The sequence below is a fragment of the Streptomyces sp. NPDC034049 genome, from assembly GCF_055575575.1.
Window position 1 is genome coordinate 68,361 of sequence record NZ_JBVISJ010000014.1, and the last position, 23,886, is coordinate 92,246.

The window sequence follows — 23,886 nt, forward strand, 5'->3', positions numbered from 1 at the left end:
GACACCCGAAGAGACACGACCCAGCCGGCTGACTCCCGCGCCCTCCCACGACGCGAGCCCGCCGCCGACTGCGGTGTACCCGGGCAGGAGGGCAGCGGCGGCGATGCGGATGGCGCCGTGGTCGCGCGCGAGGGCAGCGATCGAACGGCCCTCCAGGTAGGCGGTACACACAGCGTCGGTCTACGCTGCGGCGACGCGGGTTCGAGGCGGACCCGGGGTGACACGGGGGGCGTTGTGGTGTGGGAGCAGGGTGCAGCCGGTCTTGCGGCAGGGCTGCTGATCGCCCTGGTCACCGCGCCGGTGGGTGTGTCCGGAGCCGTGTTCCTGCTGCCGGTACAGCTGAGCGTCTTCGGCGTGCCCAGTCCGGCGGTCACGCCGACGAACCTGCTCTACAACGTCGTGGCCGGCCCTGGCGCCCTGCTGCGTTACCGGCGTGACGGTGCCTTGAGGGGTCCGCTCGTGCGCGGGCTCGTGCTCGGTACCCTGCCCGGCGTCGTCGTGGGTGCCGTCATCCGTGTCTTCCTGCTCCCCGGCCCGGCCGTCTTCCGTCTCTTGGTAGCGGCGTTGCTGCTGCCGCTCGGCACCTGGCTGATCGTCCGGACTCTTCGTCCTGGCCGCTCGGAGAGCCCACGCCCCGAGCCGTCGCCCCGAGCGGTGACCGGCCTCGCGCTCATCGTCGGGATCGTGGGCGGCATCTACGGCATCGGCGGCGGCTCGATCCTCGGCCCCGTCCTCGTCGGTCGCGGCATGCCGGTGACCGAGGTCGCTCCGGCCGCTCTGGCCTCCACCTTCGCCACATCGGTCGTCGGAGCTGCCACTTTTGCCCTGCTGGCGTCGGCGCACGGCGGCGACATCGCCCCCGACTGGTTTCTCGGGCTCAGCTGCGGTGCGGGCGGTCTCATCGGCGGCTACCTCGGCGCGCGCCTCCAGCCTCGCCTGCCCGAGACGCTCCTTCGGCTCCTCCTCGGCTCCCTCGCCGCCGCTCTCGGTGCCCTCTACGCGATCACCGCCATGCGCTGACAATCCGGTTCGACTCGTCGTCCTCGTCCCGTTCGACGCGTCCGGCACGACGGCATGTGCCCGGCAGCGCCGAACGGAGCCGCGGCTTGAAACGCGAGAGCGGCGCGTGCCATGGACGGCCTCGGAGAAGCCACCGGACTCGCTCTCGTGGTGATCGACATGATCAACGCGTACGAGCACGAGGACGCCGAGCAGCTCGTGTCCACGGTGCGGCCCGTGGTGCCCGTCCTCGGGGACCTGCTGGGCCGGGCCCGCGCGGCGGAGGTGCCGGTGATCTACGCGAATGACAACTTCGGGTCCTGGCGCTCCCACCACGGGGAACTGTCGGCCATCGCGCTGGCGCGACCGTACGCCCCCGACCTGATCGAACCGATCAGGCCCGACGAGGAGTCGTTGTTCGGGGTGACGGCCCGCCACTCCGTCGTCTACGAGACGCCGCTCGCCTGTCTCCTGTCACGGCTGGGCGTCGGACACGTGGTGCTGAGCGGTCAGGTCACCGAACAGCGCGTCCTCCACTCCGCACTGGACGCGCACATCCGCCATCCTCATGTCACCGTCGCCCGGGATGCCGTCGCGTCGCTCGATTCCCGTCTCGCCGCCGCCCTGGAAATGGTGCAGCGCAACATGGGCGCCCAGGTCGTCATGGCGAAGGAGATCGACTTCGGTCCGGCGCACGCCACCCGGTGACGTCGGCCGACCCGCGTGGCGTTCGCCGAGACGGACGCCTACCCGGAGCGGAAAATCGGTTCCCTCGGCAGGGGCGACCCGCTGCCGGACAGCAGTCCATGGGCCAGCGGTGTCGCCGAGTGCTCGACCCGCTTGCCGGCACGGCGGCTGACGATCAGGCCCGCCCCGCGCAGGACCCCGATCTGATAGCTCGCACTGGCCGGTGCCAGGCCCAGGGCCTGGGCCACCTCGGTCGTCGTGCGCGTGCGGTGACCGGCCACCTCGACGAGGACCGCGCTCCTCGTCCGGCCCAGCAGCCGTTCCAGCCCGTCCTCGCCGGTGAGCGCGTTGTCGAGGGGCTGCTTCGCGACCGGGTAGACGAGGACCGGATCGAGGCCGGGGTCGGCGAGCGCCGTGGGTCTGCGCCAGCAGAAGTACGAGGGCACGAGCGTCAGTCCGCGTCCTTCCAGGCGCAGTTCCCGCTCGACGGGGTAGTCGACGTCGAGATACGGCGGGTTCCATCGGGCGAACGGGTGCAGCCCCGCGAGGAGAGCCCCGGTGCCTCCGCCGAGCGCCGCCCGCGCGCGGACGGCGATGTCGTCGACCACCGCCGAGCGCACCTGCCGCCAGTACGGTTCCAGCAGCACCCGGAAGGAGTCCCGCAGGGCGTCCGCGATCAGGAGCAGTGTGGCGGTGGACCGTTCGTGCGGGCCCCGTACCCATCCCGGCAACGGCCGCGACGCGGCGAGCAGGGCGAGTTCCGCCACCAGCCGTTCCCGGGGTGTGGAGCGGACCCTTTCGAGCGCAGCGTCCAGGTAGTCACCCGTGACCGGGGGCGTCAGGAAGTCGGGGATGTACCCGGTGGCCGGAATGAAGGTGCGCAGTGTGCGCAGGGCGGCGTCGGCGCGGCTGTCCCGCGACAGGAGGTGGGTGGACCGCCGGCGCCAGTGACCGAACTCCAACGGCCCCTGATCCGTCTGTAAACGACAGACGGCACACATCAACTCCCAGAGGGGGTCAGGCTGTTGAGCCAGGCGTACGTTCTCCAGGTCCCGCCAGCCGAAGTGGATGCGAAGCACGTGGCTCCCCGCCGCTCATGTCACGGTAACAACTCCTTTGATCGTGACGCAGATGATCGGTACGGAGAAGTCGAGATCGAGAAGAGGATCGGATTCGTGTCGATAGCCTTTTCTCCATGAGCCCTGGTCGCGGCACCGGTGGCGTGCGTGAGCCGAGCCTGCACCAGCTCCGGCTCTTCCTCGTTCTCGCCGAGGAACTCCACTTCGGACGGGCCGCAGCACGCGTCTACGTCACCCAGCCCTCGTTCAGCCAGCAGATCAGGTCGCTGGAACAGCGGCTCGGTGTCACGCTCGTCGCGCGCGGCGGGCGTGGAACGCGGCTCACCCCGGCCGGCCAGGCCCTGGCCGAGGAGGCGAGAGCGGTGGTCGACGCCATGGCCCGATTACGGCAGACCGCCGACCGCCACGCCGGTACGGCGCGGGGGCGGCTGCTGATCGGCAGCCTCGGCGCCGAAGCGGCCATGCCCCACGCCCATGCCGTCCTCGCCCACCTCCGCGAGCTCCACCCGGACCTGGAGATCGAGGTCCGCAACCTGACCTTCGTCGACATGTTCGGCGCCCTGCTCGCCGGGGAGGTCGACGCCGCGTTCCTGCGCGGCCCTCTGCCCGGCGGGATCCAGTCCCTGCGTCTGGCCACCGAGACCCGGGTGGTCTGCCTGCCCGCCGACGATCCTCTCGCAGGCCGGGAGACCGTCACTCTGGCCGACCTCGCCGACCGGGCGGTGGTCGACATGCCCCCGGAAGTGCCTCGCGCGTGGTGGGACCACCTCACCGTCAACCCGCGTCCCGACGGCACGCCGGTCCGCTACGGTCCCGTCATCAGGGACACCGAGGCCATGGTCTTCGCCGTCACCCAGAATCAGGCGATCGCCTTCCTGCCCTCCGCGGCCCGCCACCTCTATCCGCGAACCGGAGTCACCTACGTCCACTGCCCCGAGCTGGGCGTGTCGACGGCCGAACTCGCCTGGCTCCCCGACCATCGCGACGGACCGACCGTGACCGCCCTGCGCGAGGCGGCCCGCCACGTCCTTCGACGGGCACAGCGCACCCAGGGGCCCTACTGATGGATCTCTGGCCGAAAGGGAACCCATGTTTTCGACGAGCGTCGAAAACATGGCGGTCGGCATGGCTCCCCCGCACGATGTGCTGAGCAGCGGCTCGACCGGCCGCTGCGGCGTTCGGAGGGGGAACCGGCTGTCATGGCCGTGCGCAACGGGACGAGACGGGTGTGATCATCGCCGTCGCGACGGGACCAGCACGCACCGCGCCTCCGACGGCAAGAACGTCGGGGTCAGCTGCACCAGCGGTCGCCACCACGTCGTCGGCACGGCATGCGGCGCGGGCGGCCGCACCACGATCGGCGGCGACATCAGGGCCGTCTTCGTCCCCTCTTCCGATCACCACTCGTCGACCCAGGAGGATCACCATGACCCACATCTCGACCGCCGACACCCAGACCGGCATCAAGGCCGGGACGTCCGCCGATGACGAGCTCGACCTTGTCATCGGCGAACTGGAGCAGGACATCCCCCAGCGCACGAACGCGGCCGCCAGCACCTGTGTCCGCTGGTACTGCATCTGACGGAACCTCGAACCAACCGCGTCACCGGACATCGCGCAGGTGCCGCCCGGCGACCAGCGGGGCGGCACCGTTCAGGGGGAGGCACAACACCGTGATCGACGTGCTGTGGGACGCGGTACCGGCCGCCGGTTCGCGGCCCGCGGGTCCGCTCGGCTCGGCCGCCGCCCGGAAGGTGGTGAAGGCGGTACGGGCGCGCAGGGGCGGCCGGCTGTTCCCACCGGTGCTGCGGCTCGCCGACGACGGACTGCTCGTACACGACCGCTTCCTGGCCGGCGACAGCGACGCGGACGTCCTGGCGGCGGCCCTCGCCTCCCCCCGATTCGCCCCCGTCGTCGCGGTGTTGGACGCCCTGGACGCCTGGTGCCGGCACGCCGCTTCCCGGTACGGCACCCTGCTGGCCCCCGGTCTGCTCGACGTGACCGACGGCGCCCTCTTCGGACCGCTCGTGGCCGAGGCGTTCACCGCCTGTGCCGCCGGCGTCCCCTACGCGGCCGACGAGCAGCACACCCACTGGACGACGTTCCTGGACCGGTTCCTGGAGCGGGTGAGCCGCGACGTCGCCGGGCCCTGGTTCGACCGGCCCGCGCTGCGTCCGCCCCTGACGGCCATCGAGGCCCAGGGCGGAGAGACGCACAACGGCCGCGGCAGGATCCTGCGCGTGAGCCTGAGCGGTGGTGGCGTCGTCGCCTACAAGCCCCGCCCGGCCGACGGCGAACTGCTCTTCCTCGCCCCCGAGGACTCCGTGTTCGCCCTCCTCAACTCCCTGCCCCCCGTGACGGGACAGGTCGTCCTGCCCGTCCTGCGCTGTACGGCGGGCACCGGCCCCGACCGACCGGACTACACCTGGCAGGAGTGGATCGAGCCGCCCCCGCAGTGGGGCCCGATCCGCTCGGCACCCGGAAGACGGCTCGACGGGACCCGACTCGGCCGGCGCCGGGCGGAACGCCTCTGGCACCGGGCGGGATCCCTCGCCGCCGCGGCGTTCCGCTTCGGCATCGCCGACCTGGGCGAGGGCAACATCCTCTCCGGGACGCGTGCCGACCAGCCGGAACCCCTCCTCTACCCGGTCGACATGGAGATCTTCCTCGCGCCGCTGCCACGCCTGTACGACACCGGACTCGTCGCCGACACCGACGCCGGGGACCACCATCATCCGGGGCTGGAGGACCAGCCGCGATGGTGCACCCTGGACGGACCGATCGCCCACTTCACCGAACACCCCGACGGCGGCCTGCGGTTGGCGCGAAGAAGCCGGCCCTGCGCGCGCGGCCGGACCCGCACGGTCGTCGCGGACACCCTGGGGCGCACCGGATACGGGCCCTACCTTCCGGCTTTCCTGCGCGGGATGTTCGACGCCTGGACCCTCATGTGCCGTCACCACGACGTCATCCGGTCCTTTCTGATCCGTGCCGGACGGGAGCGGCACGTCCGTGTCCTGCTCAAGCCGACGGCCGCCTACACCGAGGTGCTCGCCGACCGCCTGACCACGACGGCACCGGGGCCCGACGACACCGACTTCGGCCCGGAGGAGGCGGCGCAGCTCGACGTGCTGGACGCCCCCTACTTCTTCCGCTCCGCGGCGGGCGGGCCGCTGCTGCGCGCCGGACCGCCCCCCACTCCCCTGCCGGGGCCCCCGCACCCGAACTGGCCGCCGTCGGTCACCGTCCGCGACGAACGCGGCCGCGACCTGGCCGGCCTCGGCGTGGCCCTGCGGGACGCGGTGGAGTACGTGTACGACACCGTCGGGCCCGGTGACCTCCACGGGGACGGCGTCCACGTCCGGCTCACCGACCGGAACACCGGGGAGGTCGCCTTCGACTGGCCGGAGGCGGGGCGCCGGATCGTCCACACCTGGGATCGCGACACGTCGAGGATCCGCACGGAGACGCCGGCGCGGCCCGCCCTCGCACGCGAGGTGCGGCGGCGCCTGCTGGCGATCGACCGGGTGGACGCGGCACTGCGTGCCCGCTGGACCGACTCCCGCTTCGGCGATCAGGAGACCGAGGAGAGACTGCGCGCCCTGACCGCCGCGGCCGTCCGCTGGTTGGAGGACGTCGTGCGCCGGCACGGCTGGCCGGGCCGAGCCCTGGTCGGCCCGGCCGCGGCGGCCGCGGCCTGCCGGCTCCTCCAGCACGCCGAGGGGCCGGCGGAATTCCAGCACGAGTGCCTCCGACTCATCGAGCAGGCCGCCCGCGACGGGGATCTGCCCTGGCGTCAGGTGGCCTACGTGACCGACGCGCTGCGTGTCCGGGAAGGCCGGCCGCAGCTGTACGGGACCAAGTTCCGCATGCGGGAAGGGAAGCTGGAGCCGTGCCCCATCGAACAGCCCGAGCAGGTGGACGAACGTCGGCGCCGTCTGAGGATGGAGCCGCTCGCCCGGTACGCCGGCCGGCTGCACCGCCGGTACCAGCCGCAGACCGGGTGAGCGGGACCGCGTGGGACCGCTTCGCCGCCCGCCACTGGCAGCGGACACCCGTGGTGGTGCCCGCGCCGGGCGGCCCGCGCACCGTCGACGCCGACCGCGCCTACACGACGATGGTCGAGGCCGCGCGACCGTTCCGCGCCGGCACCCGTTTCCGGGCCCTGCCCGATGTCCGCTTCCACGTCGAGGACGGCCGGATCCGGGCCCCCGGTGATCTGCTGCCCGGGCCGCGGGACACGTCCGCCGAGCGGTACGCCGAGCGCCTCGACCAACGCTTGGCGGGACGCGGCCGGCTGCTCGTGGTGGAGCAGGGACTCATGCTCGACCCGCCGCTGTGGGCGCGGGTGCGCTCCCTGGTCACGCCCTTGTGGGAGCGGGTCGGCTGTCCCGTCCTGCCCGTCGTCGCCGAACTCGTCCTCGGCGAGGGCATCGCGGAGAGCCACGGCTCCCCGCACTCGCCCCTGATCTGGGTGCTGCGCGGCAGCCTGACCGCCACGCCCCGGGACTCCGGGCCCGCCCTCGAAGCCGGGGAGGGCGACCTGCTCCACTGGCCGGCCGACCAACCGCACACCCTGACCTTCGGCCCCCGCACCATGGCCCTGCGGCTCCTGGTGCCCCGCGACCCCCGACTGGCGACCGCGGCGGTCACGGCTGTCGTGGCCGGCCTGGTGCACGCGCGCCGCGACCAGGACCGCGTCCCCTACCTGCCGTACCCGCCCGACGGCCCGCACGCGCCCGACGAGCCCTGTGCGCCCGACGTGCCCGAACTGGCCAGTACGGCGGAGCTGGTGCGCGAGGTGACGGCGACGCCACGGCTCGGCCGGCTGCTGAGTGCCCTGTGGGCGCGCAGAGTCAGCGCCGCCGGTCTCGAACCCGCCCCGGACGCGCGGCCCCCCGTACGCCTCTCCCCCGACGACCGCCTGCGACCGGCGTCCGCTGTCGTCCGGATGCCCCTCGACGACGGACAGACCTGGCTCTGGGCGGTCGACGGCCACGCCTTCTCGCTCCGCGGCACCCTCGGCGAACGCGTCCTGGGCCGCCTGCGGCAGGGCGACACCCCCACGGTCCGCGACCTGTGCGCCGTGGCGGGCCCCGGCCACGACGAGGCCGTCGTGGCCCTGCTGGAGAAGCTGTACACGCTGCGGGGCGTGGACGTGGACGGACGGGAGAGCGACGCGTGAGCACCTCGGTGGCGGTGGAGACGGAGTTCGACTGGCCCACCTTCGCGGAACGGTACTGGGACCGGTCGCCCGTGCTGTTCCGTGCCCTGTCGCCCGCGCCCTTCGAGGCGTCGGAGGTGTTTCGGGCGGCTGTGCACGGCAGCCCGTGCGCAGGGCCGGAGGAACGGATGCCGCCCCACGCGCAGTTGACGGTCGAGCGCGTCCAGCGCGACACCGCCGACGGCCTGCTGCCGACCGCCGAGGACGGCGGCTTCGACGGGTACGACACCCGGCTGGCCACCCGTCTCGGCGGCCTGCGGTACGCCCTTGTCGTCAACGACTTCCACGCGTTCGACGCCGCCCTGTGGTCGCGTGAGCGCGCCTTCTACGCCGGCCTGTGGGAAGCGGTCGGCCTGCCCCTGACCGGCGCCATCACGACCCTGTTCCACGGCACCTACGAGCACAGCCCCGTCGGCGTCCACAAGGACCGCTTCGCCACCTTCATGTTCGGGCTCCGCGGTCGCAAGCGCATGCGGTTCTGGCCGGGCAGGCCGTGGGACGAGGCCGTCTCCACCAAGGTCGACTACGCCGGCCACCTGCCCGAGTCCTTCTCCGTCGACGTGGGGCCCGGCGATCTGCTGTACTGGCCCGCCGACTACTACCACGTCGGCGAGAGCGCCACGACGTCGCCCGCGACCAGTGTCAACGTCGGTGTGCCCAGGGACGAGCACCACGCCGGTTACGAGGTGGAGGCCCTGATCGCCGACCTCGACCCGACCCGGCTCACCGGCCGCGGCAGTCTGGACACCCTGCTCCACGTCCCCGAGGCCGAGGTCAGCGCACCGGGCCCCGGTCCGGACGGCCTGCTGTCTCCCGTGCTCCCCGAGGCGTTCGGCGGTGCGGTGCGGGCGCTCGCCGACTTCGCACGGCACGAGCGGACAGGCCCCCGCGTCACCACCGTCTCCCTGCGCCACCGGACGGCCGGGGGCTTCGCGCCGGCACCGGCGGCCGCCGCGTCGCGGTCCTTCGCCGACGCCGAGCGAGTGCGGACCGTGCCCGGCGTGCGCGTCCTGTGGGCACCGGACGGCGACGACGGGACGCTCTGCGCGGCGAACGGCCACCACACCCGCACCTCCCTGGGGCCCGGCGCCATGACGGCGGTGACCCAGGCGCTGACCGGACCGGGCCCGCTGCGGGTGGCCGACGTCCTGTCCCTCGTCCCGTCCGGCACTCCACGCGAAGAGGCCCGCGCCCTGCTGGAGCGCCTGGAGAGCTTCCGAGCACTCCGCCGGGAGCCCTGAGCCGGGACCGGACGGCCACCCCGGTCCGAGGAGCATGAGGCCTCGGAAGACACCGTGGCCCGCATCGGCCCACGGGTGTACACCCTGGGAACCCCATGTGTACATCCGTCGGCCGATGCTGCGCGGGAGGAGCCCGTGACAGCGTTCCCGTGTGCCCACGGACCACCCGTCGCGGCACGGTCGCCGATCCATCGCCACGGGAGGGCCCATGACCACCACACCGTTCATCAGCCGGAACGGCATCAAGCGCCGCCGCATGCTGAGAACCGCGCTGGCTGCGGGGGCCGCCATGCCGCTCACCGCCGCCGGCTCCGCGTGGGGCCGCCCAGCCGCGGCCGCTCCCGTCGCGACGCGGCTCATGCTGCCGGAGCCGACCGGGCCGTACCCGGTGGGCATGGTCCCCCTGCACCTCGTCGACCGGTCACGCCCGGACGACATCGCGGGCCCGGGGCACTTCCGCGAGCTGATGGCCACCGTCTGGTACCCCGCCCGCAACGTCGAGCACCACCCGGTGGCGCCCTGGATGCCGGCCGGTGCCCTTCAGCCGTTCCTCACCGACGCCGGGTTCGACGACCTGGCCCCCCTCGCGCCGCTCACCGCCGGCCACGTGGGCGCTCCGGTGCGGCGGTCGGGCCGGCGGCTGCCTGTGGTCGTGTTCTCGCACGGCGCCCGCAGCCATCAGGGCGACCACACCGTCGTGGTCCAGGAGCTCGCCAGCCACGGATACGCGGTGGTGACGGTGGCTCACCAGTACGACACCTACACCGAGTTCCCCGACGGCCGGGTCGCCGTCCCGCTCCGCGACCGGGAAGCACCGACGCTGCCCGGGGACTTCGCCGCCGACCTGCGCTTCGTCCTCGACTGCGTCGAGCAGCTCGCCGCCGGGCGCAATCCGGACGCCGGCCGGCGGGAGCTGCCGGCCGGGCTCCTCGGCTCCCTCGACCCACGGCGCATGGGCGCTTTCGGCTGGTCGAAGGGCGGCACAGCCACCGCCTGCGCCACGCTCGCGGACGACCGCATCCGGGCCGGGCTGAGCCTCGACGCCCCGATGCAGATGAACCCGCCGCTCGCCGGTGACCTGGACCGGCCGTTCATGATGATGTCCGCCGAGTTCACCCGGGCCACACACCCCGCGGCCGCCGCGTTCTGGTCGCATCTGCGGGGCTGGCGGCTGGACATCCAGGCCCAGGGCGCCGCCCACATCTCGTACGGCGACAACGAGGCACTGTTCCCCCAGGTGGCGAAGGTGTTCGGCTGGAGCGACCAGCAGCTCCAGGACGTGATCGGCACCCTCGACCCCGACCAGGCGGTGAAGATCCAGCAGGCATACCCGCTCGCGTTCTTCGACGAACACCTGCGCCACCGCCGGGAACACCTGCTCGACGGACCGTCCACGGCCTTCCCGGCCGTGACGTTCCTCCCCTGAGCGTCCTCGTCGGCAGCCCTCACCGGTCGGTGTCGGCCGTGTCGGCGAGCAGGCCGCGAAGGACGTAGGGCATGACTCCTCCGTGGCGGAAGTAGTCGGCCTCTCGGGGGGTGTCCAGGCGGACCCGGGCGGTGAACTGCCGGCCGTCCGAGAGGACGCGGACGGTGGACGGGATCTGTCCGGCGTTGAGGTGCTCCAGCCCCTGGACGGTGATCGTCTCGGCACCGGTGGGAGCCAGGTCCTGGGGGCCGCCGTCGAGGAATTCGAGCGGCAGGACGCCCATGGCGACGAGGTTCGACCGGTGGATGCGTTCGAAGGACTGCGCGATCACCGCCCGGACCCCCAGCAGCGCGGGCCCCTTCGCGGCCCAGTCCCGCGAGGACCCGCCGCCGTAGTCGCGGCCCGCCACGACGACCATGGGGACACCTGCCTCACGGTAGGCGCCCGCCGTGTCGTGGATCGTGCTCTCCCGGCCGTCCTCGAGGAAGTTGAGGGTCCGGCCGCCACGGGTGCCGGGAGCGACCTGGTTGCGGAGCCTGACGTTGGCGAACGCGCCCCGCATCATCACCTGGTGGTTGCCGCGCCTGGAGGCGTAGGTGTTGAAGTCCTCTCCGGATACGCCGAGCCCGGCGAGATGGCGGGCCGCCGCGCTGGAAGGGGTGATGGCGCCGGCCGGGGAGATGTGGTCGGTGGTGACCTGGTCGCCGAGTTTGACCAGCACCCGCGCCCCGGTGATGTCCTTGACGGCCTCCGGCTCACTGGTCATTCCGTCGAGGTAGGGCGGGCGGCGGATGTAGGTGGAGTCCTCGTCCCAGGCGAAGTGTTCGGTCGCGGGCACCCTGATGTCCTGCCACCGCCGGTCGCCCTCGAAGACGTGTCCGTAGGCGTCGGCGAACATCGCCGCGTCGATGCTCCCGGCCGTCACGGCCTCGATCTCGGCCGGGTCGGGCCAGATGTCGTGCAAGAAGACAGGGGCGCCCTGCGCGTCGTGGCCGAGGGGTTCGGTGCGCAGGTCGATGTCCATGGTGCCGGTGAGGGCGTAGGCGATGACCAGGGGCGGGGACGCCAGGTAGTTCATGGCCACCTCCGGCTGGATACGTCCCTCGAAGTTGCGGTTGCCGGAGAGCACGGACGCGACCGCCAGCCCGGTCTCGGCTATCGCCCCGGACAGCGGGGAGATGAGCGGGCCGGAGGCGCCGATGCAGGTCATGCAGCCGAACCCGGCCAGATGGAAGCCGAGGGTCTCCAGGTCGGCGAGGAGGCCGGCCCTCCGGTAGTAGTCCATGACGACCCGTGAGCCGGGGCTGAGGGTGGTCTTGACCCAGGGCCTGCTGCGCAGTCCCGCCCGGACGGCGTTGCGGGCCAGCAGCCCGGCACCGACCATGACCGCCGGATTGGAAGTGTTGGTGCACGAGGTGATGGCGGCGATCGCCACCGCTCCGTCGCGCAGCTCGTGCGCGACGCCGTCGATGACGACGGTGGCGGTGGTGGTGTCCGTGGCGGTGGTAGCCGTGGTGGCGGTGGTGGCCGTATCGCCGTCGGTGTTCTGCTTGCGGAGGGACGCGAGGGCCCTGCGGAAGCGGGACTTGGCCTGGTCCAGCGGGACGCGGTCCTCGGGGCGGGAGGGCCCGGCGAGCGAGGGAACGATCGTGGACAGATCCAGGTCGACCGCGTCCGTGAACCGGGGCGGGCGGCCGGGTCGGTGCCACAGGCCCTGCTCCTTGGCGTACGCCTCGACCAGCGCGACCTGGGCCTCGGATCGCCCGGTGAACCGCAGGTAGCGCAGGGTCTCGTCGTCGACGGGGAACAGCGCGCAGGTCGAGCCGAACTCGGGGCTCATGTTGGCGATGGTGACGCGGTCGGCGACCGGCAGCGCGGTGACGCCGGTGCCGTGGAACTCGACGAACTTGCCGATGACTCCGTGTGCGCGCAGCACTTCGGTGAGGGTGAGCACCAGGTCGGTGGCCGTGGCCCCGGCGGGGAGTGCGCCGGTCAGGCGTACGCCGACGACGTCCGGGACGAGAGCGGACATGGACTGACCGAGCATCGCGGCCTCGGCCTCGATACCGCCGATGCCCCAGCCCAGCACGCCGAGCCCGTTGACCATGGTGGTGTGCGAGTCCGTGCCGAGGCACACGTCCGGGAACGCGAGGCCGTCCTCGACCATCACCACACGGGCGAGGTGCTCCACATTCACCTGGTGCATGATCCCGGTGCCCGGGGGGACGACCGCGAACTTCTTCAGCGACCGCTGTCCCCATCTGAGGAAGCGGTACCGCTCGACGTTGCGGGCGTACTCCAGCTCCACGTTGCGGGTCAGCGCGTCGGAGCGGCCGAAGACATCGGCGATGACCGAGTGGTCGACGACGAGTTCGGACGCGATGACGGGATCGACCAGGGAGGGGTCGCCGCCGAGGGCGGTCATGGCGTCCCGCATGGCGGCGAGGTCGACGACCGTGGGTACCCCGTTGGTGTCGTGCAGGAAGACACGCGAGGCGTACAGGTCGACCGGTGTCCCCGAGGCCCCGCGCGCCAGGACCGCCCGCACCTGGTCGTCGCCCCGGCTCGTGCCGTCGTGGAAGCGGGCCACGTTCTCCAGCAGGATCCGCAGACTGACGGGAAGGTCGGCGGGGGCCAGACCGGCGATGCGGTGGTACGAGAGTGACTGCCCGGCGACGTCGAGGCGCGCCCGGGTGCCCAGCGCGTCGAGCCCGGATCCCGCCAGGTGGTTACGGCCCGCCAGGTGGTTACGGCCCATCAGAATGCCTCCGCGGCGGACGAGTCGGGGAGGTCCCCGGGGACGGAAGGGGCGCACGCCGCGTGGCCGGCGCCGACGACGCGTTCGGTCCACGGACGGCCGGGCCTCGTGGGTCGCCCTGCGGAGCGCCGGCCCCCGCCGTGACCCGCCGGCGCAGGGCGCGGGCGGCGAGCAGCGGAGCGCTCAGGAATGAGGGGCGGGGCTCCGGTGGCCGCGAGAGCGGTGTCGGCGACCAGGACCACGGCGGGAACGATCTCGGGGCCGATGCCGTCGCCGTGCAGGACGCCAAGGGTGTAGGTGCGGGGGTGCCGATGGGGGGCATGGAACTCCTCGTGTGACAGAGCCTGGGGTGCGGGCCTCAGCCCGCGAGGGAGCAGGGCCTCGGAGACCGACCGCCTCAGGCGAGCCGCCGCCACACTGACGGTTATAACCTATGGCGTCAACCCTGGCGTTCAGAATCCGCACGCCGCCGACCGGGTTGATGCGTGCGTCCGGCGCCCTTGGAGCGCTGGGGAGGGCACTCGACCAGCCCCCGCGAGGCAGGATCCTCACTGGCATCCCCAGCACCGACTCTGTAGGTTATAACCATCGACTTCCAGAGGGGGCCGCATGTCGCAGCCGGTTGAGGCTTTCGAGACGAAGAGCGACTTCGCCTACCGTCAGGTCCGCGACCGGATCCTCTCCGGGGAGCTGGAGCCCGGCTCGGTGATCCAGCAAAGGGAACTCGCGAGCTTCATCGGCATCAGCACCACGCCGCTGCGCGAGGCGCTGCGCCGCCTCAAGAGCGAGGGGCTGGTCGAGCTGGACGCCCACCGGGACGCCCGCGTCTCACCGTTGCGGGCCGAGGAGGCGCGCGATCTGCTGGAACTCCGGCGATCCCTCGACCCCTTGGCCGCCTCGCTGGCCGCCGAACGGCGCACCAACGCCGACATCCGGGCCATCCGCGCGGCGGCGGAGGGCCTGGCCCCGCTGCATCCGCACCCGAGCGTCGCGCAGCTGGTGGCACACCGCCGCTTCCACGCCGCCATCTACACGGCCTCCCACAACGACCTGCTGATCGCGACACTGGAGGGACTGTGGGACAAGGCCGACCGCTATCGCCTCCTGGCGCTCCGTACGGACCCGGGCCAGGACGCCCGGGACCAGAAGGCCAAGGAGCACGACGCACTCGTCGAATGCGTCGCTCTGGGAGACAGCACCGGTGCGGCGGAGATCATGCGCAGGCACATCGACACCAGCCTCGGAGCGACAGCGATGTGGCGGCTCGGCCACCCTGAATCGGCCGACGGGACCTGATCGTTCGACTCCGGGGCGGGACCCGCGGTCGACGGCCGACCGACCGCGTGGATCCGGTCCCCGACGGGCTGACTCCCGTGCCTACGTGCCCGTTCGCGCACCTTCGACGATGGAAGTCAGGCCGTCGAGGAGGGCCTTGAGGCCGAATTCGAAGAGGGCGTCGAGACGCAGGTCATAGCCGTCCTCGAAGGCTCCGACCACCTTGGTGAAGGTCGGGAAGCGGCCTGATTCCACCAGTTCCTGGAGAGCGGGGGTGCGGCTGTCCATCCACTGGTCCTCCGACTGGCCCGTGACCGCCGCGGCATGCGCTTCCATCTCCAAGTGCGCGGCCAGGCCCTGGACATGGCTGTAGAGCAGGACGTGGATGTCGAACAGCTTGGTGGGATCGAGTCCGTGGCCGTCGAGGGCTTCCAGCACCCACTCGCCGTGGACCATCAGGTTGGGGACGAGCAGAGGTCGGGTGAGAGAGCCGATCTGGGCCAGCCACGGGTGCTTGCGGTAGAGATGCCAGAGGGTCCGAGCACCCAGTTCGATGCGGGAACGCCACTCCTCGGGGGCGTCGGCGGGGTAGGACTCCTCGCCGAATGCGGCGTCGGCCATGAGCAGGACGAGGTCGTCCTTGCTGGGAACGTACCGGTAGGTCGACATGGCGGCGACGCCGAGGCGTGCCGCGACGCCGCGCATGGAGAGCGCCGACAGACCTTCTGTGTCGGCGATGTCGACGGCCGTGCGGACGATCCGGTCGAGGCTCAGCTCCTGCTCGGGGTCCGTGACGGATGACGGGCGCCTGCGGGCCGGCGCGACCGGGGCCGTTCCGGCGACGACCGTGCCGACCCTGGGCCGGGCCTCGACCAGCCCCTCCAGGCGCAGGGTGGTCAGCGCCTTGGTGGCGGTGGCGAGCGCGACGCCCCATTCCCCGGCGATCTGCCGGGTCGAGGGAACCCGGTCCCCGGGGGCGAGTTCACCGTCCTCGATGCGCCGCCGGATCGCGGCGACGATGCGCAGATAGGGCGGATCGCCGATCGCACCTGTGGTCTTCGTCACGCCCTGCCCCTCTCCTGCACTGTACTAGTGCAGAGGGTAGCAGCGGCGACACCGAATGCTCGACGCCTGCCCTAGTACAGGTCTGACATGTGACCAGTTGGACGCGCTGCGCGTACGTCGTACATTCAGTGTGCGTACAGCGTAAAAACCACGGGAGGAACTCATGCAGACCGTACTCATCTCCGGCGGCGGAATCGCCGGGCCCGTCCTCGCCTACTGGCTGCGCCGTCACGGCTTCGCGCCCACCGTCGTCGAGCGCGCCCCGGGCCGACGCTCTGGCGGCCAGGCCGTGGACATCCGCGGCGTCGCCCTCGATGTCGTGGAGCGGATGGGCCTGCTGGAGCAGGCAAGCCGCGTACGGACCCGGATGCTCGGCATGTCGATCCTCGACCCTGACGGTCACGAGATCGACCGCTCCACCGAGGTGGCCTTCAGTAGCGGCCGGCTCGACAGCGAAGACATCGAAGTGCTGCGCGAGGACCTGGTGCGGATGGTGTATGAGCACACGCGTGCAGGCGTCGAGTACCTCTTCGGCGACAGCATCACCGCCCTCGACGAGAACGAGACCGGTGTGCGCGTCGACTTCACGCACGGACCGTCCCGCACCTTCGACCTCGTGGTCGGGGCCGACGGCCTCCACTCCACCGTACGACGCCTGGCCTTCGGCCCGGAGGAGCGCTTCGCCCACCACCTGGGCAGCTACCTCTCGGTGTTCAGCGCGGACAACTTCCTCGCCCTGGACAACTGGCAGTTGTGGCTGCGGGACGGCGACGCGGGCTTCGGCATCATGCCCGTACGCGGCAACACCGAACTCAGGATCGCCTTCGGCTTCGAGTCCGGCCCCCTCGCACACGACCTCCGCGACGGCGGCGGCCTGCGGCAGCTCGTCGTCGACAGACTCGCCTCGATACGGTGGGAAGGGAGCCGCCTGGCGGAGGCCGCCCGGAAGGCGCCCGACTTCTACTGCGACGCCATGGCCCAGATCCGCATGAACGCGTGGTCGCGGGGCCGGGTGACCCTGCTCGGAGACGCCGGCTACTGCCCCTCCCCCCTCTCGGGGCAGGGCACGAGCCTGGCCCTCGTGGGCGCCCACGTGCTGGCCGACTGCCTTGCCCAGGCCAACGGCGACCACCGCATCGCCTATGCCCGCTACGAGCGGCGCATGCGCCCCTTCGTCACCCTCAACCAAGACCTGGCGACCGAGAATCCCGGCGGACCCGCCTCGGAGGAATCCGTCGCACACGCCAAGAACGCGCTCTCACTGGACAGTTGACACCGCGTCCGCGCGGACATCGCGGGTCGTCGATACTCCTCCCTCCCTGACTTGGGCGTTTCGACCGAGGGTTCTCACAGGCCGGCGGGAGGAGTCTTCGGACCACGGTCCGGCGGTGCGCTCGGGTAGAGCCCGGGCGACCGGCGCATCACCTGGTCCAGGTCACGACGTATGCGTTCGGCCTCGCCCCGTACCTGGGCGGGGATGTCACCGCGCTCGTCGACAAGGCGGCTGAAGATGGGTGTCTCCTGGAACACGGCGGAATCTGCTCTCTGTCTGGCTTGCCGGGCGGCGGTACGGGGCCCGTGCGGTGGTTGCAACTTGAGTCGAGGCCGATAGCAGGCCACGGACGACACCCTACGGCCAGGCACTGACAGCGCGGTTCCTCGGCCCGCGTCGGTCGGCCGGGCAGCGGATGGTGCGGAACGTGAGCCGGCCCGCGCGGCGGCCGGACATCCCCGGTCCGGGCAACGGACCGGTCACAGCCCGGGAGATGTCAGCCCGACCGGCTCCGGCCCGGTCGAATCCACCTCGGTCGGCAGAGCCTGCTCGCACCAGATCGTCTTGCCCGTGGAGGTCTGCCGTGTCCCCCACCGCTGCGTCAACTGGGCGACGAGCAGCAGACCCCGGCCTCCCTCGTCGAACACCCGCGCGCGCCGCATATGCGGCGCGGTACTGTTCGCGTCCGAGACCTCGCAGGTCAGCACGTGGTCATGGATCAGTCGCAACTGGATCGGGGGCACGCCGTACCGGATGGCGTTGGTGACCAGTTCGCTGACCACCAGTTCGGTCACGAACGCGGCCTCCTGCAAGCCCCAGGACACGATCCTGTTCACGCTCTCCGAGCGCACCCGTGACACGGACGCCGCGTCCGCCGACACGTCCCACGCCGCGACCCGCCGTCCGTCCAGCGCCTGTGTCCGCACCAGCAACAACGCCGCGTCGTCCGCGGGTCCGTCCGGCAGTGCCGTCCTCACCACGTGTTCGCACAGGTCCTCCAGCGAGTCGACGGGCGCGGTCAGCGCTGTGCGCAGCAACGTCAGCCCCGCTTCCATGTCGTGCTGCCGGGACTCGATCAGGCCGTCGGTGTACAGCGCCAGCAGACTCCCCGGCGAGAGCGTCACCTCCGCCGACTCGAACGGCACGCCTCCCAGGCCGAGCGGGGGTCCGGCCGGGAGCTCCAGGAAGTCGGCCGTCCCGTCGGGTGCCACGAGGACAGGTGTCGGATGACCGGCCCGGGCGAGCGAACACCGCCGTGACACCGGGTCGTACACCGCGTACAGACAGGTGGCGCCGATGTCCGCGGCCGGATCGTCCTCCCGGCCGCTCCCCGACTCCGCGGACAGCTGGATCACCAGGTCGTCCAGTCGGGTCAGCAACTCGTCCGGGGTCGGATCGACATCCGCGAGCGTACGCACGGCCGTCCTCAGCCGGCCCATCGCCGCGGCCGCGTGGATTCCGTGTCCGACCACGTCCCCGACGACCAGGGCCACCCGCTCACCCGACAGACGGATCACGTCGTACCAGTCGCCCCCGACCCCGATGCTCGGTGAGGCGGGCAGATAGCGCGAGGCGACCTGCACCGCCGACTGGTACGGCAGCCGCTGCGGGAGCAGGCTGCGCTGCAGCGCGAGTGCCGCCGCCCGCTCCCTGGTGAACCGCCGCGCGTTGTCCAGGCACACCGCCGCCCGGGCCACCAGGTCCTCGGCCAGGGAGAGGTCGTCGGGCTCGAAGGGCTCCGGGCTCTCACGGGTGCGGGTGAGCATGACCACGCCGAGCGTCGTTCCCCGGGCCCTGACCGGCAACAGCATCCAGGAGTGCGTCCCGAACCGGGCGATCTTCGCCTGCCGGGCCGGGCTCAGGGCCGCCCAGGCGCGGATCACCGGGTCCTCGGTGCGGTACATCATCGAGCGTCCGCTGGCCAGGCACAGCGCCGCAGGTGAGTTGGCGAGATAGACGTCGGAGTCGCCGGCGGTGGTCTGCGCCTCCAGAACGCCCTCGAACAGGTTCAGCTCCGCGATCCGGCGCAGCCGGACGGCCCCGGCGATCGGCCCGGGAGCGGGCTCGTCTCCCCTGAGGAGGGCCTCCAGCAGGTCCACGCGGGCGAAGTCGGCGAAGCGGGGCACCACCACCTCGGTCAGCTCCCGGCCGGTCCGGGTCACGTCCAGGGTGCTGCCGATGCGGACGCTCGCGTCGTTCAGCAGGGCCAGGCGCTCCCGGTCGCGGCTGGCGCGGGTGACGTCCGTGACGGTGGTGCAGACGCCGAGCGTCTGGCCTCGGTCGTCACGCAGTGACGTCGCCGAGACGTCGAAGACCCGGGAGGAGGCGGCCTCCGGGACGATGCTGCCTTTGATCTCGTCGGCCTGCTCCTCGCCCGTCAGCAGGACCCGCCGTACCCGCTCCTCCCACGCCGCCACGTCCGGGCCGGCCAGGATGTCGGTGAGTCGGCGCCCGCGTCGTTCCTCGTCGGAGAGTCCGCTCAGCCGGCGCATCCGCTCGCTCTGCCACACACAGCGCAGGTCGGTGTCGTAGACCGTGAGCGCCATCGGCGAGGCCTCGAGGGTCCACGTGGACAGCGCCTCCCGCTCCCGTAGCGCGAACCCGGTCGGTGGCGGGCCGACCACCAGGACCGAACCGGGCCCCGACACGCGCCCGGCCACGTCGGCGGCCAGTGGGTAGCTGGAGACCGGAAGCGTCAGCAGCCGGCCGTCCCTGTGCCGCACCGGGAGCACCAGGTGGCGTTCCTCGGCGCCCTCGGCACCCTCGGCGTCCGTCAGCCCCAGCAGCTCCGCGACCGGCTGCCCCACGGCCTCCGCGGCCGTATGGCCCAGCAGGCGTTCCGCCCCGGGGCTCCACCCGGCGATCAGACCGCGTCGGTCGGTCGCGACCAGCCCGAGGACGCGCAACGTGCCCATAACGTCCAGCGTGGTGCCCGAGATGCCCATAATCAACCCGTACGGTCACCGCCCCGAGGGAGCTGGGTCCGTGAGCGCCGAGCGCCGCGGGCCGTGGTCGAGCCCGGCGCAGGTGGCGAGCGCTCGGCCGATCGCGCGGCCCGTTCCGGTGAGCAGCCGGTCGTAGGTGACGGACAGGACCAGTCGGAGCGTCCGCTCGGTGTCGAGGCAGAACCAGGAGCCGACGGTCCGCAGCCCGTGCGGGGTGAGCCGCCACAGCTTGTCGGCGTCCTTGACCACCGCGTCGTCGGCGCCGAGGGCGTACCGCCGGGTGTCGTGGCCGTCGACGATCTCCATGATCCGCGCGGTGACGTCCTGCGGGTACCCGACGTCGGTGAGGATGCGGTGGGCGATGGCGGCGCCCTCGGTCTCGTGTCTGCGGACCGTCTCGGGGTCGTGGGCGCCGGGGGCGATCGCGGGCAGGATGCGCGCCGGATCGACGGTCTTCCAGCCGGTGTCGTGCAGCAGGATCGCGGGGAGCACCACGTCGGCGCGGGCCTGCGGCTCCGCGGTCAGCAGCGCGCCCGCGAGGCCGTAGGAGTGGAGCGAGTGCACGTCGTTGTCCCGTACGTCGAGATACGGCAGGGCTCGGTCCCAGATCTCCTGGTCGATCCCGGTCAGGCGGGGCAGCGCGGGCACCTCGTCCGCCGGCGGGATCAGCGACGGGGTGAGTGGGAGGACGGGAAGCGGTGTGGGGGGCATTCCGGTCTCCTTTCGGTGCGGGCGCGCTCAGTCGAGGAGGGTGACGGTGCCGGCTGTGCCGTCGACCCGGATCCGCTGCCCCGTTTTGATACGGGTGGACGCCGATCCGGTGCCCGTCACGGCGGGCAGGGAGTACTCACGGCAGACGATGGCGGCGTGCGACATCACCCCGCCGATGTCGGTCACCGTGGCCCGTATCCGGCCGAACACCGGGGCCCAGCTGGGCGCGGTGACCGGCGCGACGAGGATCTCCCCGTCCCGTACGAGGTCCAGCTCGGCGGGGCTGTGGACGATCCGGGCCGGGCCGTCCGCGTGACCGGGAGAGGCGGCCAGGCCGATCAGGTCGCCGGTGGTGTCGAGGTCGGCCAGCCAGGACCGGACGCGTTCGCTGGTGATGCCCCACAGCATGATGCTGAACGGTTCCGTCACGGCGGCGGGCGGGCGGTTCAGCGCCGGTTCCGGGCGCCGGGACGCGAGGGCGTGCACGATCCGCCGCCGCCGCTCCACCTCGGGCGGCCAGTGGTCGGGGCCGATGGGCGCGCTGCCCCGCGCCCAGGCGGACGCGAAGTCGAACAGCGCGCCGCGGGCCTCGTCGCGCGTGAGGTACAGCATGTCGTTCTCGTGGGGCCAGAAGCCCGCCCGGTGCAGGAGTGCGGACAGTTCGCGGGTCTTGCGCCAGAAGACCCCCATGGACCAGTGCTCTATGTAGAAGTTGTGGTTCTCGACATACGGGTAGACCTGTCGGGCGAGCCGCAGTTTGGCCTCGAAGTCCGCGCGCTGCGCGGGGTCGAGCAGGGCGGCGTACTCGCCGCTGATCCGGTCCCGTTCGGCGACGAGTTCGCGCACCCGCCGGTCGATGTGCTCGCCCCGGCGCAGCCGCAGGACGTAGTCGCGGATGTAGCCCAGAGGCAGCGCGGGTTCGTCCCGCCAGTACCGGTCGTCGGCGTAGAAGCCGTTGCCGGAGGTGAAGTTGAACCAGGGGTCGCGGGCTGTCTCCCAGGCGTCCAGCCAGTCCCGGCCGCGCGGCGCCGATGCGACGGTGTCGAGGGTTTCCCGTCCGGGGCCGGGGACGGTCAGCAGGTGGTCCAGGCCGAGTTCGACGGCGAGCTTCGCCAGCCGCTTCAACTCGTCGTCCGGGCGGAACAGTTCCATGTCCACGCCCTGGACCATGGTCGCGACAGCCTGGTCGGGGATACCGGGAAACCACTGTCCGCACGCCTGGAAGAGGTCCAGGTAGGCCGCGTAGCCGAGGTTGAGGAACTCGAAGTGGTGCTGCCAGGCCCGGTGGCACGACGCAAGGAGACGGTCGTACCCGCCGAGCAGGGCGTCGGCCGCGTCCAGCCCGGTGCCGCGCTCGATCTCCTCGTAGGGCTGGGCGTCGGGCAGTTCGGTGAACCGGAGCGTCTCCAGCTCCCGGATCGTGGCGAGGACCTTGCGCTTCCAGTTGTCCAGCAGCGTGTCCCAGTGCTCGAAGTAGTACCCGGCGCGCCGGAGGAACTCCGGCACCCTCGTCGCCGCCTCGTCCTGCTCCACCGTGACCGGGTTGTGGTAGACGTAGCCTTGGTGGATGCGGCACTCCAGGCCGTTGGCGGGCGGCACGAGGAAGTACCGGGTGTTGAACTGGCCCAGGCACTTCGTCGACAGCTCGGGGCCGATCGTCTCGAACGGTTTGAGCACCGTGGGCCAGTGCTGGCTGTCGCAGAACCAGAACTTCGCCTCCTCCACGGCGCGCCGCTCGGGCTGAAAGAGCACGTTGTACGGGTACAGACTGCGCCAGTCCTCGGCCCCTTCGGGTGCCGGCTGCTCGTAGGGACTGGGGAAACTCGTGCGCTGCCGGGACGCCGTGCCTGGCTGGGACGATGTGCGTTGCCGGGACGCCGAATGCTGCTGGGTCGCCATGCGAGGTCCCTTCGTCGGGCCCGTGATGTCCGGACCTGGGGTCGGGTCGCTCAGGTCGGGAGACTCCCGAGTCCGAGCATGGTGTCGGCGATGCTGGAGACGCCCGCCCCGGGCACCACCTCGACTCTCGCGCGTGGTCGACGACTCCAGAACGTCTCGGGCCGCGTCTGGAGCAGCAGCACGGGAGGGCCGTCGTCCGGGAGCGGGGCCGCGTGTCGGGGTATGGCCCACTCGATGTCCTGCGGGCGGCCGTAGTGGCGCTCGACGGTCTTGGCCAGCTCGGCGACCGCGGTGACCTCGGCGGGCCCGAGGCAGGCCCTCCTGCGGCGGGCGTCCTCGACCGCACGCCGCAGGAGACCACGGCCGTCCGGAGCGAGGACCAGCTCGTGGCGCTGGGGCGACAGGGTCGTCCTGACGGGGACGAGCAGCACCTTGTCCACGACGTAGTCGTCCGGGGTCATCTCGCCGGACATCACCGGTTCGCCGAGTCCCCAGGCGGCGTCGATGACGATCTTCGACGGGTCGCCGTCGGCCGGGTTCACGGTCAGGGCCACACCGGCTGTGTGTGCGTCGACCATCGCCTGCACACCCACCGCCATCCGCAGCCCCCGCTCGGCCATGCCGCCGGCGGCGCGGTAGCTGATCGCCCGGGCTGTCCACAGACTCGCCCAGCAGCGGCGTACGGCGTCGACCACGGCGTCGGCCCCGCGGACCCCCAGATAGGTGTCGTACTGCCCGGCGAAGCTGACGGTCGGCAGGTCCTCCGACTCGGCGCTCGACCGTACGGCCACCGAGAGGTCCCCGGCCGGCCCGAGGGCTCGGTAGGCCTCCGTGACGGCCGTCGCGACCGGGGGCGGTACGGGCCGGTCGGTGATCAGTCGCCGTACGTCGGTGGCACGCCGCTCGGTGTCGGCCGTGTCGGAGGGATCGAGCCCGGCGAGGACGGAAGCGATGTCCGCGCGCAGGTCGCCACCGTCGAGCACGGCGTCGAAGGCATCCGTGGTCACGGCGAACCCGGGCGGCGTCGGCACTCCGAGGGCGGTCATCGTCATCAGGCCGACGCATTTGCCCCCGACGCCGGCGCGGGACGGATCGACACCGGAATCGAATGCGACGGTGTACTGGTCGCTCATGAAGGGCTCTCCGCACTGGCGCGGCTGCATGGCCTCCCTTGTCGAGCTTACGGCGCCTCGCGCGGCGGCGCGGGTGGGGCTGGCGGCGAAGCCCCTGCTGTGCGCAGGCCGTCCCAGAGCTCGACCGAGGAGTTCAAGCACACCTGCTTGAACTCCTCGGCGTCGACGAGG

General features: G+C 72.0%; 19 protein-coding genes. 11 read left to right on the forward strand and 8 right to left on the reverse strand.

Annotated elements, in window-relative coordinates; genetic code table 11:
• The first annotated feature begins 234 nt into the window (after window positions 1–234).
• Both ACZ52C_RS32270 and ACZ52C_RS32275 read left to right on the forward strand, forming a co-directional pair.
• The gene (locus ACZ52C_RS32270) at window positions 235–1,020 is read left to right on the forward strand and encodes a sulfite exporter TauE/SafE family protein (protein ID WP_469078076.1); all 786 of its coding nucleotides are present in this window, start codon (window positions 235–237) and stop codon (window positions 1,018–1,020) included.
• Window positions 1,021–1,131: 111 nt separating this feature from the next.
• Window positions 1,132–1,707 (forward strand): cysteine hydrolase family protein, encoded by a 576-nt coding sequence (locus tag ACZ52C_RS32275; RefSeq protein ID WP_469078077.1) that lies wholly within the window; start codon window positions 1,132–1,134, stop codon window positions 1,705–1,707.
• A gap of 38 nt (window positions 1,708–1,745) precedes the next feature.
• On the opposite strand, the gene ACZ52C_RS32280 is transcribed toward ACZ52C_RS32275, so the two are convergent.
• Window positions 1,746–2,765: a winged helix-turn-helix domain-containing protein gene (locus ACZ52C_RS32280; RefSeq protein WP_469078078.1), complete on the reverse strand. Its 1,020-nt coding sequence runs from the start codon at window positions 2,763–2,765 to the stop codon at window positions 1,746–1,748.
• 116 nt (window positions 2,766–2,881) lie between these two features.
• On the opposite strand from ACZ52C_RS32280, the gene ACZ52C_RS32285 reads away from it, so the two are divergent.
• From ACZ52C_RS32285 to ACZ52C_RS32310, 6 genes are all read left to right on the forward strand, one after another.
• Entirely contained in the window at window positions 2,882–3,829 is a 948-nt protein-coding gene (locus ACZ52C_RS32285; RefSeq protein ID WP_469078079.1) for a LysR family transcriptional regulator, read from the forward strand.
• 362 nt (window positions 3,830–4,191) lie between these two features.
• Window positions 4,192–4,347, forward strand: coding sequence for a hypothetical protein (locus tag ACZ52C_RS32290; RefSeq protein ID WP_469078080.1), 156 nt, complete (start codon window positions 4,192–4,194; stop codon window positions 4,345–4,347).
• 91 nt (window positions 4,348–4,438) lie between these two features.
• Complete coding sequence (locus ACZ52C_RS32295; RefSeq protein WP_469078081.1) at window positions 4,439–6,772, forward strand: DUF6624 domain-containing protein; 2,334 nt, start codon at window positions 4,439–4,441, stop codon at window positions 6,770–6,772.
• Window positions 6,769–7,950 (forward strand): hypothetical protein, encoded by a 1,182-nt coding sequence (locus tag ACZ52C_RS32300; protein WP_469078082.1) that lies wholly within the window; start codon window positions 6,769–6,771, stop codon window positions 7,948–7,950. The genes ACZ52C_RS32295 and ACZ52C_RS32300 overlap by 4 nt, the downstream gene beginning before the upstream one ends.
• Window positions 7,947–9,230, forward strand: a complete 1,284-nt coding sequence (locus tag ACZ52C_RS32305) for a JmjC domain-containing protein (RefSeq protein ID WP_469078083.1) — start codon at window positions 7,947–7,949, stop codon at window positions 9,228–9,230. The genes ACZ52C_RS32300 and ACZ52C_RS32305 overlap by 4 nt, the downstream gene beginning before the upstream one ends.
• A 208-nt stretch (window positions 9,231–9,438) precedes the next feature.
• Entirely contained in the window at window positions 9,439–10,656 is a 1,218-nt protein-coding gene (locus ACZ52C_RS32310; RefSeq protein ID WP_469078084.1) for an alpha/beta hydrolase family protein, read from the forward strand.
• Between the two features lie 19 nt (window positions 10,657–10,675).
• Here ACZ52C_RS32310 and acnA read toward each other — a convergent pair whose 3' ends face one another.
• Entirely contained in the window at window positions 10,676–13,381 is a 2,706-nt protein-coding gene (gene acnA / locus ACZ52C_RS32315; protein WP_469078232.1) for an aconitate hydratase AcnA, read from the reverse strand.
• 173 nt (window positions 13,382–13,554) lie between these two features.
• On the opposite strand from acnA, the gene ACZ52C_RS32320 reads away from it, so the two are divergent.
• Both ACZ52C_RS32320 and ACZ52C_RS32325 read left to right on the forward strand, forming a co-directional pair.
• Complete coding sequence (locus ACZ52C_RS32320; RefSeq protein WP_469078085.1) at window positions 13,555–13,752, forward strand: hypothetical protein; 198 nt, start codon at window positions 13,555–13,557, stop codon at window positions 13,750–13,752.
• Between the two features lie 271 nt (window positions 13,753–14,023).
• Window positions 14,024–14,710: a GntR family transcriptional regulator gene (locus tag ACZ52C_RS32325; protein ID WP_469078086.1), complete on the forward strand. Its 687-nt coding sequence runs from the start codon at window positions 14,024–14,026 to the stop codon at window positions 14,708–14,710.
• Window positions 14,711–14,791: 81 nt separating this feature from the next.
• On the opposite strand, the gene ACZ52C_RS32330 is transcribed toward ACZ52C_RS32325, so the two are convergent.
• Window positions 14,792–15,754 (reverse strand): TetR/AcrR family transcriptional regulator C-terminal domain-containing protein, encoded by a 963-nt coding sequence (locus tag ACZ52C_RS32330; RefSeq protein WP_469078087.1) that lies wholly within the window; start codon window positions 15,752–15,754, stop codon window positions 14,792–14,794.
• Window positions 15,755–15,917: 163 nt separating this feature from the next.
• Here ACZ52C_RS32330 and ACZ52C_RS32335 point away from each other — a divergent pair, with 163 nt between their 5' ends.
• The gene (locus tag ACZ52C_RS32335; RefSeq protein ID WP_469078088.1) at window positions 15,918–17,027 is read left to right on the forward strand and encodes an FAD-dependent monooxygenase; all 1,110 of its coding nucleotides are present in this window, start codon (window positions 15,918–15,920) and stop codon (window positions 17,025–17,027) included.
• A 74-nt stretch (window positions 17,028–17,101) separates the two neighbouring features.
• Here the strand turns inward: ACZ52C_RS32335 and ACZ52C_RS32340 are convergent, their stop codons facing one another.
• The 5 genes from ACZ52C_RS32340 to ACZ52C_RS32360 all read right to left on the reverse strand — a co-directional run bounded on the left by ACZ52C_RS32340 (window position 17,102) and on the right by ACZ52C_RS32360 (window position 23,715).
• Window positions 17,102–17,284: a hypothetical protein gene (locus ACZ52C_RS32340; RefSeq protein WP_469078089.1), complete on the reverse strand. Its 183-nt coding sequence runs from the start codon at window positions 17,282–17,284 to the stop codon at window positions 17,102–17,104.
• A gap of 222 nt (window positions 17,285–17,506) precedes the next feature.
• Window positions 17,507–19,942 (reverse strand): SpoIIE family protein phosphatase, encoded by a 2,436-nt coding sequence (locus ACZ52C_RS32345; RefSeq protein WP_469078090.1) that lies wholly within the window; start codon window positions 19,940–19,942, stop codon window positions 17,507–17,509.
• A 45-nt stretch (window positions 19,943–19,987) separates the two neighbouring features.
• Window positions 19,988–20,683: a hypothetical protein gene (locus ACZ52C_RS32350; protein WP_469078091.1), complete on the reverse strand. Its 696-nt coding sequence runs from the start codon at window positions 20,681–20,683 to the stop codon at window positions 19,988–19,990.
• Window positions 20,684–20,710: 27 nt separating this feature from the next.
• Entirely contained in the window at window positions 20,711–22,582 is a 1,872-nt protein-coding gene (locus ACZ52C_RS32355; protein ID WP_469078092.1) for a PEP-utilizing enzyme, read from the reverse strand.
• Window positions 22,583–22,632: 50 nt separating this feature from the next.
• On the reverse strand, window positions 22,633–23,715 hold the full coding sequence (locus ACZ52C_RS32360) for a PEP/pyruvate-binding domain-containing protein (RefSeq protein WP_469078093.1): 1,083 nt from the start codon (window positions 23,713–23,715) through the stop codon (window positions 22,633–22,635).
• Window positions 23,716–23,886 lie beyond the last annotated feature (171 nt).